Source organism: Flavobacterium sp. GSB-24 (assembly GCF_027924665.1).
Lineage (GTDB): Bacteria > Bacteroidota > Bacteroidia > Flavobacteriales > Flavobacteriaceae > Flavobacterium.
On record NZ_AP027043.1, the window covers coordinates 5,110,697 to 5,123,231 of the forward strand.

The following is a 12,535-nucleotide window of genomic DNA, read 5'->3' on the forward strand; positions in this document are numbered from 1 at the left end:
AAGTTACTCCCATTTTTTTTTATTCGCAGCGTCTTCTTCCATGTATTTTCGAATTTTCTTTTCCTCCCAGTTATCACTAAAAAAATAATCGCCGCTAAAAACAAGGAAAGCGTGAATTAAAAGTGCTATTCCCCATGAAAATGCTGTTGAGTAAGTATGCCACTCAAATAGACCACTTTGTCTAAATTCGCTGCCTATAAAATTTTTATTCAAACTTAAAAATATAATAATTACATTAACAATAATGTAAACTTTTAAATGTGAGTAAAAGCCTTTAATTTTCTTTACTTTCCTATACGCCTTATTATAACGTTCATCAGTGTTAAAATCCTGCCCGTATTCTTCGTACATATGTCTTCTTAATCGTCCCATTTTTTTATCTTTTAATATTATTTCCACTTATTTTTGTTCTGTTTTTCCTTCTCCATAAATTCTTTGATTTTTCTTTCTTCCCATTCTTTTCCTAAAGTTGGGAAAACTTCAAAAACTTTCAATCCGTGAAAAACAACCCCTACTCCCCACCATAATAAAGGCCAGAAAAACCATAAATACTGGGGTGATGTATATAAATTGATGAAAATCAGAATCGCATTTACCAATACATAGGCAACAAGATTTCCATAAAATCCTTTGATATTTTCAACTTTTTTTCTTGCTTGAATGTATCTTTCTTCTTCGTTATAATTCATTTCCATGACTACTCCCATTTTTGTTTTTTATTTCTTCTCTCTAAAATACTTTTTACTTTACGTGCTTCCCAATCTTCATCAAAAATCTTAAAAGAAGCAAATACATCTATTGCTGAACCAATGACGACCGCAGCCCACAAAATCATAATTACACCATTTAACAAATTAATCGGGAATACATTTAGCGGCAGTTTGGTGTATTCTTTTAAAAGGTAAAGTATTAGAATGATGGTGTAAATAAATAACTGTTTGTAAAAGGATTTAAGTTTAATAACTTTCCGACTTGCTAATTTCTGTAATTCAGATTGTTCTTTATCAAAATCAAATTTTGTTTCCATATTACTCCCAAGTTTTTCTAATTTTTTCTTTCTCTAGAATTTCTCTAATTTTTCTTTCTTCCCATTTTTTATTGAAAAAAGGCGGCAGGCTGAAAACTTTTAATCCGTGCATAATAAGAGCCATTCCCCATCCCATCAAGCACCATAAAAACCACAAATATCCTGGAGAAGTCATCAGATTTACCACAATCACAATTGGATTAGTTAGAAGATAAACTGTCAAATGCTCGTAAAACTCTTTTATTTCTTTTACTCTTTTCTGAGCATCATAATAACGTTCTGCTTCTGTAAAATCTTTTTCCATGATTATTTCCAGGTTTTTTGTTTGTTTTCTCTTTCTAGAATCTCTCTAATTTTTCTTTCCTCCCAATCTGAACTATAACCGAATACCTTAAAAGCGTGCATCGTAATTCCAAATCCCCAGCCTAAAGCAGAAAACCAAAACCATTGAAATCCAGGTGAAAATCTAAGATTGATAAAAACTAAAAGCGGAATCACACAACAGTATGAAATTATATTTGCATAAAATCCCTTTAATTCCTCAACTCTTTTTTTGGCTCTATAATAAGCTTTCGCTTCATCATTATAATCTGCATTTGTTTCCATAACACTAACTTGTTTTGTTAAAATTGGAATCTTAACCGTAAAATTTTTCTCGTCCTGCTCCACCTTCACTTTCCTATCGGTTATAATCCCGTAACGGTTTACAATATTCTGCAGTCCAACACCTTGTCTGTCCTGCAGCACTTCTTTCTTCTGAAGATCATTTTGAATAGCCAAATAATCTTTATCAATAAATATTCTAATATGAAGCGGTTTCTGTTCGCTTACCACATTATGCTTAACTGTATTTTCAAGCAAAAGCTGTAAGGAAAGCGGCACCACTTTAGCATCTGGATTTATGTCTTCTGTTGGCAATTCGTAAAACAAGCTGTTTTCGAAACGCATTTTCAACAAATTCATATAGGTTTTCGCAAATGATAATTCGTCTTCAACCGAAACCAATTCTTTATCTTTTTGTTCTAAAACATATCTGTAAATTTTAGATAAAGAAGTGGTAAAACGCTGCGCATTATCTGGATTTTCTTCGATCAATGAACTTAAAACATTCAAGCTGTTAAAAAGAAAATGCGGATCAATTTGATTTTTTAAGCTTTCGAATTTAGCATTTGCTGTTCCTGCAATGATTTTCTGTTGTGTTATTTCAAATTTTGAAGCCCTTTTCCATTTTACCATAAAACTTCTGGCCTGCATAAAAGTCGAAACTCCTAATGATAAAATGATGTAGAAAAGATGCACCCATAACATTCTTGCACCAAAAAACACATCTAAAGTTACATGTTGCACGACAACGAAAATAAAATAGTTTATTCCTAAAACAACTGGAACCGTATATAAAACGGTTATTAAGATTCCGTAATAAACTCTCAGATTGGTTTGTTCCAGCCAATCCCATTTTTTATCTAGAAAAACATTGATAAATCCGTTACCGAAACCCAATCCAAAAGAATAAAGACAGCTTATAAAAAAGGTTAAAAGAACGTTTCTAATATTTAGATCATCTCCTAAACAAGCTGAAAATATTATCGCAAATACCATTGCAATCTTGAAACATGCTATAGTTCCACCTTTTAAATCAGAAAAAACAGTTCCATCATCTTTCATATAATCAGCTTAGTTTAATATTTTTATTATTTACAAGTTTTTTGAACTTCAAGAGCTCTTTCTAACCCCCATTTTGGAGAAAAAGGAGTTTCTGGTTTAAAAGTACCAAAAAGTTCAATAGCTTTATCAACTTGTACACATAAAGGTTTTGTGTCAACTCCTGTCCATTTTGCGCCTCCTAATTGATAGTCAGCTTCTCCAAAAACTGCTCTTGGATTGTTTGGGTTAAGTGCTTTAGCTTTCGCGTAAGCTTCCATAACTTTTCCAGAATATTTCATTCCGTTTGTCATTGGGTCTGCTACAACATATCCTGTATAAATTAGCGCTTGCAATACATATAATTCTGAGTTACTTTGATCTTTTATCAATTCAATATCTAATGCATCCTGAGCTTTGGTTAATAACAAATCGATTTTTGTTTTATCTTTTTCTGTAAAAACAGATAATGTGTTTACCAAACCTACATAGTAATTAGGAAGCCAGCTTGTTTTTTCAGCCGCTGCGATTCTTTCAAACATTGCAGAAGCATCTGCATTTTTGCCTTCTTTCCAAAGCCCGAAAGCTTTAGTCATTCCTTGTTCAAATTGTGTTTGTGCAGATAATAAACTGCAGATAAATAATGCAATAACGGTGATAATTTTGGTCATGATTTCTTTTTTTTAAAGTTTATAAGTTATTAAGATTCTGGTATTCTAAGTTTTTTTATTGATGATTAAAACTCTTTTTTTTAAGGTTCAAAGGTTTTGAGCTGCAAAGGGACAAAGGTTTGTTTTTTTATATTGTTACTATTTTTAAAACTTTGAACCTTTGTCACTTTGCTTCTTTGTTCCTTTCTAATTTATACTTCAAAAGTATTACGGATTTTACTCTTTAAAAATTAAATGATACTGAGTTGTTGATTTTTGATGATGAATTGTTTTTTTGGAGATTCTGAGGTTCTAAGTGACTAAGATTCTAAGTTTTTCTTAGCAACTTAGAATCTCAGAACCTTAGCATCTTTTAAAGATTCTTCAACTGATTCTCATTTTTATTCTGGCTGATTGTCCAGAAGAAACCAACGAAGAAAAATCTATCTGCGGTTGGTGTTACAGCTTGTCTTTGATAAACTCCGCTTGGATCTGCTGTTTTGGCATAATCATATCCAAAAACATTTTGTGTTCCTAAAATATTCGAAACAGAGAAGTAAAGAATTTTTTGTGTGGTTAATAAATAGGCCCAGTTGAAACTTAAACTATTGTAAGATTTTGTTTTTCCGCTCATAAATTGCGTTTGGTTCGGATCATTGTAAGGACGTCCTGAGCTGTAGCTATTTGTAAAACCTACTTGCGATTTCCAGTCTGTAATAAAATATTTGGTTACAACAGACAAACTATGATTAGCAATAAAACTTGGAGTAGCCATGTTTGGAAAGTTTTTATATTGTCTTTCTGAATCGATGTATGAATATGAAATCCAATATTCTAAGTTTTTGTACAAATTGCTGTCTCTCCAAAGTACATCCAATCCTTTTGCATAACCCGATCCGTTATTATTGAAAACCGAATTGTACTGAATATCTCTTGTATCGTATTGAACTAAATTGCTGTAATCTTTATAATATAATTCTGTTCTAAGCAGTTGTCCAGGTTTTGTAAACGTATAATTTAAGATATAATGTCTGGCTTTTTCACTCTCAAACTGATGGTATTTTGAATATTTAATATAATCTACAACAGGCGTTTGAGAAAAATCTCCGTAAGCAAACGAGAACTGGCTACTTTTTGAAACTTTATAACCTAATGAAGCTCTTGGAGCAAAATTATTTTCGTTTAACAAACTGTTATTTGAATATCTCAAACCAACTTTTAAAGCTAGATTTTTAGAGATCGAAAGATCTGCTTCTGTGTAAGCTGCAAAAATATTAGAATCGTAGCCATTTGAACCGTTAATAGAAACATTATCATCGAAATTTTCGTTGTATTTGGTAATGAAATAATCTGTACCGAAAGACAATCTAAAATGGTTGGAAACCTTTTTGGCAAGTTTCAATTTCAACTGTGCTGCATTTTCGTTGCTGTCAACATCTGTGATATTATATTTCAATTTATTTTTACTGTAACCGTAACTAATTCCTGAAGTTAACTGCCATCCTGTTCCAAAACTTCCTTTGTATGAAGAATTCAAATAAAAGTTATTATTGTTCATATCGGTTCTGATCGGATTTTCGAAATTGATATTTTTCTGATTCAAATCGAATTTCTCCGAGTCGAAAGAAGCGTATAATTTAAAGATTCCATTTGTGAATTTATATCGGTAAACCGTTTCACCTCCAAGAGATTGATAGGGATTATTCCAATCTACATTTTGTGGAATTACTGCTTGATAAGGCGCCAAATTTATATAAGCCATATTGACACTTAAAGAACTTTTTTCCCATTTTTGAGTATTTCCTAAACTCAAACCCACTGTCATTAATCCGATATCTGTTTTTTCGTGATCTTCTTCGTCTTGTGTATTTAAAAGCAAAACACTAGATAGAGCTTCGCCATATTCAGCAGAATAACCTCCAGTAGAAAATGCAATTCCGCTAAACAAGAAAGGAGAAAATCTGCTTCGAGTTGGTAAGTTATTGGTTGTCGCTCCGTAAGGCTGCGCAACTCTAATTCCGTCAATAAAAGTCTGTGTTTCATTGGCCTCACCTCCACGCACAAACAAACGTCCGTCTTCACCAACAGTTTGTGTACCCGGCAAAGTTTGTAAAGCTGCTACAATATTTCCTGCAGAACCCGCAGTTGTTACAATATCTAATGGTTTTAAAACAGAAACCCGTGCTTTGTCTCCAGACTCTAAGGTTCCAGCTGTGATTACAACGGCATCAAGAGCATTAACGTTTTCTCTTAATTTTACCGTTTGATTTTTATAATTGGTAACATCAATTTCGGTTTTAAAAGTTTCGAAAAGTAAAAAACTAACTACTATAAATTGATTTCCTTCAGCAGTTGTTTCAAAAGAAAAATCTCCCGTTTCAGAACTTGTTGCTCCATCATAAGTGCCGTCAATATAAATATTAGCACCGGCAACTGGTTTTCCTTTTTGATCTACAACTCTTCCAGAAATAGTATTTTGCGCAAAAATTAAAGCTGTAAAAAATAAAAAGCTAATGGTAAAAAATAATTTGGTTTTCATATCATCTTTGGTTTTGATGAAGCAAATGTATTTTAACATTTTCTGTTAAAAAATATATAATAACCCAATTGTAGAATTTCGAGGATGAGTTGTAAATTACTAATTTGTATCTTAGCTATGAAATCCAAAATCATCATTTTATGTCAGAAAGTAAACGAATTTCAAATCTATATCAATCCATTTATAATGGTAATCCTTGGCTGGAAGTAAATCTTGCCGATACTTTACAAAATGTAACAGCAGAGCAGGCTTACAAAAAAGCAAATCCAAATCTTAACACGATTTGGGAAATTGTAAATCATTTGATACAATGGAGAAGAAACATTTTAGAACGCATGCAGGGAGAAGTAATTATAACTCCTGACCATAATTATTTTGTACCTGTTCTAGACCCTTCAGAAGCTGCTTGGGAACAATCGCTTCAAACATTGGCAAAATCTCAAGAATCATGGAATACTTTTTTCGAAGATTTTAATGACGAAGATTTGGCTAAAATTTACGTAAATAATGGCCATACCTATTACGAACACATTCACGGAATTATTCAGCATGATGTGTATCATTTAGGTCAGATCGTTATTTTGAAGAAATTGGTTTAATTTAATTCATAAAGAATTAACGAAAAATAAAAAACGAAATCTAAAATATGTTCATATGAAAAAATCAACACTATTATTATTTTTTTTATTTATGAATGTAATCGGTTTTTCGCAGGAAACTGAAGCCAAATACGATGAAAATCTTGCAAAATCTCTTCATGCCGACGAATACGGAATGAAGAAATATGTTTTTTGTCTTTTAAAATCTGGAACCAATACAACAGCTTCAAAAGAAGAAACCAAAAAACTTTTTGAGGGACATATGGCCAACATCAATAAATTAGCAAAAGAAGGAAAACTGGTTGTTGCTGGCCCTTTTATGAAAAACGACAGAAATTATAGGGGCATTTATATTTTTAATGTAGAAACTATAGAAGAAGCAAAGGCACTTGTTGCAACAGATCCTGCCATAAAAGCCAATTTACTCGAAGCTGAATTAACACCTTGGTATGCCACTGCCGCCTTATTGGAAACTTTAAAAATACATGAAAAAATCGCCAAGACGAAAATGTAATAAATGAAAACAGAAAAAGAAAAAATGATCTCTGGCGAATACTATAATGCGTTTGATCAAGAACTTGTCAAAGGACGTAGAACAGCCAAAAATCTTTTGCATACTCTTAATGTAAAAGAATATAGAGTAACCAAAAAAGCAAAAGAAATTCTAAAAGAACTTATTCCAAATACTGGAGATGGTTTTTACATAGAGCCTCCCTTTCACTGTGATTACGGTTATAATATTTTTTGTGGTGACAATGTTTATTTTAACGTAAATTGCGTGGTTCTGGATTGTGCTCCAGTAAATATCGGATCAAATGTATTTATTGCACCAAATGTTCAAATCTACACAGCTTCACATCCGCTTGACGCTGAATTAAGAAAAACGCTTGAAAATGCTTACCCAGTTACCATTGGAGACGATTGCTGGATTGGCGGAAATTCAGTTATTTGTCCAGGTGTTACAATTGGAAAAGGCTGTGTTATTGGCGCCGGATCGGTTGTGACAAAAGATATTCCAGACAATTCATTAGCGGTTGGAAACCCAGCAAAAGTAATTAGAAAATTAAATCAAGAACCTGAATCAAAAAAATAATGCTTACCCTTAATAAAGTTCATCATATTGCCATTTTGTGCTCAGATTACGAAAAATCTAAATACTTCTACACCCAGATTTTAGGGTTAACAATTATTAGAGAAATTTATCGCGACGAGCGTCAATCTTATAAATTAGATTTGGCTTTAAATGGTTCCTATGTTGTTGAATTGTTTTCATTCCCGAATCCGCCGCAAAGACCTTCAAGGCCTGAAGCTGTTGGTTTAAGACATTTGGCTTTTGAAGTAATTAATTTAGAAGAAACTATTGCCTTTTTAACTTCAAAAAATATAGAATCAGAACCAATCAGAATCGATGAAACCACCGATAAACGTTTTACTTTTATTGCAGATCCTGATTTATTGCCGATCGAGTTTTATGAGAGATAGATAATGAGAGGGTGCAAAGGCTCAAAGTTGCAAAGCTTCAGAGGTTTTTCTTTTAACGAATACACCTTCAATTTGTCATTTCGATCCCGAGGCTTCGAAATGACATAAATGCGAGAACTTTGCAAATAAAGCAAACAAAAACTTTGCGCCTTGTCGACTTTGTGGCAACATGTTTAACCGAACGAATTTTCTTGTTTATATCGGTTTTAACACACTAAATTGATTATTTCTTATAAAAACCCAATTTTGATGCTTAATTTTGTGATCCGCATAAAAAAAATGCGATTTCAAATTTACTTCTGATGAACAAAACGGCGCAAATCAAAAAAAATCATCAATTTATAAAATTCCGAAAATTAGTTATTGTTTCTATTTTAATTGGCTTCCTTTCTGCCTTTCTTGGAATTTCTCTAAAAAAAATAACCGAATATTACGAAGAAATCTTCTTTCACCAAGTATCGGTTCATCCACTGTTTTACATTTTATTTCCAGTTTTCGGATTATCTGTAATTTATTTCCTGAGACAATATCTTTTTAAGAAAAAAGAAAACAAAGGAATCAAAGAGGTTTTTGAAAGCACAAAAACCGAAAAAAATCTTCCTTCATATAAAATTCCATCTCATTTTATAAACGGATTATTAACTGTAATTTTTGGAGGTTCAACAGGAATCGAAGTTTCTACAGTTGTAGCAACAGCAACAATTGGTTCTGTTGCACACGAAAAAGAAAATGTTTTCCGCCAATACAAAACGGAGTTAATCTGCGCAGGAGTCGCGGCGGGAGTTACAGCACTTTTCAGCAGTCCGATTGCGGGAATATTGTTTGCCTTTGAAGTTATTTCCAGAAAAGTAACAAGTGCTTTTATAATTTCAAATGTAATTGCTGTTTCGATTGCTTTCGGTTTACTCAGTATTTTAAAAGAAGAACCTCTATTTGCTGTATCTATTACAACTTGGCATTTAAAAGCGATTCCGTATTTTATTCTTTTAGGAATTTTAGCTGGAATGAATTCGGTTTATTTGACCAAATGCGTTTTATTCTTCAAATCTCAATTCGGAAAAATAAATACTCATTATTATAAAATTATTATCGGATCTGCTGTTTTGAGTATCTCACTTTTTATTTTCCCTCAATTATACGGAGAAGGATATCATGCTATAAAAGGGATTTTTAGCACCAGCCAGCTTCCGCTAACCATAACTTTAGCGCTGACATTTATAGGAATCTTGATTTTAAAACCAATTGTAACTTCTGTGACTCTTGCCTCTGGAGGTGACGGCGGTGTATTTGCCCCAAGTTTATTTATTGGTGCATTTTTAGGATTGTTATTAGCATCAATATTAAACAGTCTTTTTCATGTAAATGTAATTCCAGTAAATTTCATGATCATCGGAATGGCAGCTGTTTTAAGCGCCAGTATTCATGCTCCGTTTACAGCAATATTTTTAGTCTGCGGATTAACAAACGATTATACTCTCTTTTTACCAATTCTTGTAGTCTGCTTAATTTCAAAATACACTGCGAAAACAATATATCCATACACTGTATATAGTTACGCGCCAAGCTTGACTAAATAAATAATTTAGCCACAGATTTCACAGATTAAAACGATTAAAAAATCTTTATGTATCGTTGAAATCTATTGCAAAAAATATCAAAGTTTTACAATAAATACCACATAAATGCCCACTCAAAAAATTAGAAGAAGCTACAGAAAAACACGTTACATTCTTTATAAAGAAACTTTAATTGATTATAAAGAACATTTTTGGTCCTTTTTAGGTTCATTTGTTGGTATCGGAATTCTAGCTTATCTTGAATCTTCTCATTTTTCGGGGAGTGATGTTGTGTATTTAATTGGTTCTTTTGGTGCCTCGAGTGTTTTGATTTACGGAATTATTCAAAGTCCATTTTCGCAGCCGAGAAATTTAGTTGGCGGTCATGTTATTTCGGCTTTTATAGGTGTCACTATAAATAAGCTTGTACCCGATATTGTTTGGATCTCTGCTCCTCTGGCAGTTTCACTCTCTATTATTTTCATGCAGATTACAAAAACCCTTCATCCGCCGGGAGGTGCTACTGCTTTGATTGCAGTTACAGGTTCAACACAAATAAAAGCTTTAGGATATATGTATGTGATTTCTCCAGTTTTAGTTGGTGTGCTTATTTTACTTTTAACGGCTTTAGTTTTTAATAATCTGACTTCTAGCAGAAGTTACCCTAGTCATAGTACTTATCATAAACATTATCATAAAATTAGAAAAAGATTGACTGGAAGGTAATTCTCATTCCTATTCCTGCAAGGTTTTCAAAACCTTGTAGGTATAGCTTTAATACGATTACAAACCTATAAGGTTTTGAAAACCTTGCAGGAGCGCCAACTAAATAAACTACCGTAAATCAAAACATTAAAATCTTTTCAACAAATCTCAATTCACAATTCGTATTTCGTTTTTTATATTTTACCTTTGACCTCTCAATAAAAACAAATGTTATGGTTTATAAATTTAGAGTAATTCTAGACGCCGAAGAAGATATTTTTAGAGACATTGCAATTCTTGAAGATGATACTCTTGAGGATTTACATAATGCAATTTTCAACGCTTTTGGCTTTGACGGATCAGAAGTCGCTTCATTTTATACTTGTGATGAAACTTGGAATCAAGAAGATGAAATTCCGCTTTTTGATACTGGAGATGTTCCTGGCGAAATAAGAACCATGAATGATTATCCTTTGTCTAGTATCTTAGATCGTGAAAACACTAAAATTATCTACGTTTATGATTTCATCAGTATGTGGACTTTCTTAGTTGAATTAGCAGCTATCGAAGAGGAAGCCGTTGGAGCTGTTTATCCTGAAACTTTGTTCTCTCATGGTGAAATGCCAGACGAGGCTGTCGAAAAAAACTTTGAAGCTGATATGCACGACGATATCTACGGAGAATTTGAAGACGACCTAGACGAAGACGATCTTAATATGTTCGAAGGCGACGATAGCTTCGAAGATTACGGATTTGAGGAGAATTGGAATTAATTTTTGAGGTTCTAAGGTTCTGAGAGGCTAAGGTTCTAAGTTTTTATTTTGAAAGTTTTTTCTTATTTTTAATTCTTCAAATTAAAAACATTTAATATGAGTAATTTTAGAAGTCTGCTTATATGGCAGAAATCAATGGCCTTGACAACCAAAATTTATTTTTCAACAAACAATTTTCCAAAAGAAGAAATTTTCGGATTAACTTCACAAATTAGACGCTGTTCAATTTCTATCCCAAGCAATATTGCAGAAGGATTTGGAAGAGAAAGCGATAAAGATCTTTTACGTTTTTTAAACATTTCAGTCGGATCATTATTCGAAATGCAGACGCAGTTAGAAATTGCAAAAAATATATCTTATCTAAAAGAACAAGATTTTAACAACTTATATGAGGACAGCCGCGAAGTAGAAAGAATGTTAGTTTCTTTTATTAAAAAAATAAAAGACAGAAACTAAACCTTAGTAACTTAGCATCTTAGAACCTCAGCAACTCAAAAAAAATGATCAACCTATTCAACACCCACATCGAGACGCTTTCTATACACCGTGTAGGAAACAAAAGCCGTAACGAAGCGATTTTTTTATCAGAGCAGCCATTTAATTTAAATGATGAAATTGTGCCTCTTATAAAAGAATTCTTTTTTAAGCCTTTTAGAGAAAAAGAAGAAAACTATTATCAGTTTGCACACGAAGTGGACTTGGACTACAACGACATGTTTAAATATGCAACTGAGATTTTTGCTAATCCGGCAAATGTGCATGAGGTTTCTAAAAACATTACGAAGCATTTATACGAGCAGTCAAATCATCCGCATATTAAAAACGGAGAGGTTTATGTGACGTATTTGACGAATCTTAGTATCGATAATAATGTTGTAGATGCAATCGGGATTTTTAAAAGCGAATTGCAGGCAGACTTTTTACAGTTTGAAGAAAAAAACAGCAATCTTGAAATGATTTTACAGCAGGGTATCAACTTAAATAAATTGGATAAAGGCTGTTTGATTTTCAATTATAAAAAAGAAGAAGGTTATAAAATTCTAACTGTCGACAGTAACCGTTATGATGCTCGTTACTGGTTAGAGCACTTTTTATCGGTTGATGCTTTTGAAGATGAAAATTTCATCACTAAAAAATATTTAAAATTCTGTCAAAACTTCGCAAAAGATGTGGTTTTGCCAGCAGAAGATAAGAAAGAGGAAGTAATGTTTATGAACCGATCTGTGAATTATTTCGCTAAAAATGATCAGTTTGAAGAGCAGAATTTCTTGAATGAAGTATTAGATAATCCAGACTTAATTCCTGAATTCAAAAATTATAAAGTTGATAAAGGAGAAAAATACAGCATCGAAGATGTAACCTCATTCCCAATTGCCAACGCAGCAGTTTCTGACGCAAGAAAATCGATTAAAAACGTTATTAATTTGGATACACATATTCAGATTAAAATGGATTTTATTAATCCTGAAAGCGCAGAAAAATTTGTTGAAAAAGGATGGGATGAAGAAAAACAAATGTATTACTACTTAGTTTACTTCAACAAAGAAGAAAAAAGCTAAGAAG

General features: G+C 32.5%; 16 protein-coding genes. 9 read left to right on the forward strand and 7 right to left on the reverse strand.

The window, feature by feature from the left end:
- Nucleotides 1-3 precede the first annotated feature (3 nt).
- The 7 genes from QMG60_RS21550 to QMG60_RS21580 form a co-directional block, all read right to left on the reverse strand.
- On the reverse strand, nt 4-399 hold the full coding sequence (locus QMG60_RS21550; RefSeq protein WP_348773904.1) for a 2TM domain-containing protein: 396 nt from the start codon (nt 397-399) through the stop codon (nt 4-6).
- The gene (locus tag QMG60_RS21555; protein WP_057116807.1) at nt 390-707 is read right to left on the reverse strand and encodes a 2TM domain-containing protein; all 318 of its coding nucleotides are present in this window, start codon (nt 705-707) and stop codon (nt 390-392) included. The genes QMG60_RS21550 and QMG60_RS21555 overlap by 10 nt, the downstream gene beginning before the upstream one ends.
- Nucleotides 698-1,027, reverse strand: a complete 330-nt coding sequence (locus QMG60_RS21560) for a 2TM domain-containing protein (RefSeq protein ID WP_134139839.1) — start codon at nt 1,025-1,027, stop codon at nt 698-700. The genes QMG60_RS21555 and QMG60_RS21560 overlap by 10 nt, the downstream gene beginning before the upstream one ends.
- Nucleotide 1,028: 1 nt before the next feature.
- The gene (locus tag QMG60_RS21565; protein ID WP_057116809.1) at nt 1,029-1,331 is read right to left on the reverse strand and encodes a 2TM domain-containing protein; all 303 of its coding nucleotides are present in this window, start codon (nt 1,329-1,331) and stop codon (nt 1,029-1,031) included.
- Nucleotides 1,332-1,333: 2 nt separating this feature from the next.
- A complete protein-coding gene (locus QMG60_RS21570) occupies nt 1,334-2,692 on the reverse strand; it encodes a histidine kinase (protein ID WP_057116810.1) in 1,359 nt (452 codons plus the stop codon).
- Between the two features lie 26 nt (nt 2,693-2,718).
- Nucleotides 2,719-3,339: a hypothetical protein gene (locus QMG60_RS21575; RefSeq protein WP_281866375.1), complete on the reverse strand. Its 621-nt coding sequence runs from the start codon at nt 3,337-3,339 to the stop codon at nt 2,719-2,721.
- 352 nt (nt 3,340-3,691) lie between these two features.
- Nucleotides 3,692-5,857, reverse strand: a complete 2,166-nt coding sequence (locus QMG60_RS21580; RefSeq protein WP_281866376.1) for a TonB-dependent receptor — start codon at nt 5,855-5,857, stop codon at nt 3,692-3,694.
- Between the two features lie 140 nt (nt 5,858-5,997).
- Here QMG60_RS21580 and QMG60_RS21585 point away from each other — a divergent pair, with 140 nt between their 5' ends.
- The 9 genes from QMG60_RS21585 (at nt 5,998) to QMG60_RS21625 (ending at nt 12,531) form a co-directional block, all read left to right on the forward strand.
- Nucleotides 5,998-6,456, forward strand: a complete 459-nt coding sequence (locus QMG60_RS21585) for a DinB family protein (RefSeq protein ID WP_057116813.1) — start codon at nt 5,998-6,000, stop codon at nt 6,454-6,456.
- Nucleotides 6,457-6,511: 55 nt separating this feature from the next.
- Nucleotides 6,512-6,970, forward strand: coding sequence for a YciI family protein (locus QMG60_RS21590; protein WP_057116814.1), 459 nt, complete (start codon nt 6,512-6,514; stop codon nt 6,968-6,970).
- 3 nt (nt 6,971-6,973) lie between these two features.
- Nucleotides 6,974-7,549 carry a sugar O-acetyltransferase gene (locus tag QMG60_RS21595; protein WP_057116815.1) on the forward strand — a complete coding sequence of 192 codons (576 nt, stop codon included), beginning with the start codon at nt 6,974-6,976 and terminating at the stop codon, nt 7,547-7,549.
- A complete protein-coding gene (locus QMG60_RS21600; protein WP_281866377.1) occupies nt 7,549-7,938 on the forward strand; it encodes a VOC family protein in 390 nt (129 codons plus the stop codon). Before QMG60_RS21595 ends, QMG60_RS21600 begins: the two co-directional genes overlap by 1 nt.
- Before the next feature lie 302 nt (nt 7,939-8,240).
- A complete protein-coding gene (locus QMG60_RS21605) occupies nt 8,241-9,515 on the forward strand; it encodes a chloride channel protein (RefSeq protein WP_281866378.1) in 1,275 nt (424 codons plus the stop codon).
- 105 nt (nt 9,516-9,620) lie between these two features.
- The gene (locus tag QMG60_RS21610) at nt 9,621-10,220 is read left to right on the forward strand and encodes an HPP family protein (RefSeq protein ID WP_057116818.1); all 600 of its coding nucleotides are present in this window, start codon (nt 9,621-9,623) and stop codon (nt 10,218-10,220) included.
- Between the two features lie 212 nt (nt 10,221-10,432).
- Nucleotides 10,433-10,972, forward strand: a complete 540-nt coding sequence (locus QMG60_RS21615) for a hypothetical protein (protein ID WP_281866379.1) — start codon at nt 10,433-10,435, stop codon at nt 10,970-10,972.
- 96 nt (nt 10,973-11,068) lie between these two features.
- On the forward strand, nt 11,069-11,428 hold the full coding sequence (locus QMG60_RS21620; RefSeq protein ID WP_134139831.1) for a four helix bundle protein: 360 nt from the start codon (nt 11,069-11,071) through the stop codon (nt 11,426-11,428).
- A 44-nt stretch (nt 11,429-11,472) separates the two neighbouring features.
- A complete protein-coding gene (locus QMG60_RS21625) occupies nt 11,473-12,531 on the forward strand; it encodes a nucleoid-associated protein (protein ID WP_057116821.1) in 1,059 nt (352 codons plus the stop codon).
- Nucleotides 12,532-12,535: the final 4 nt, after the last annotated feature.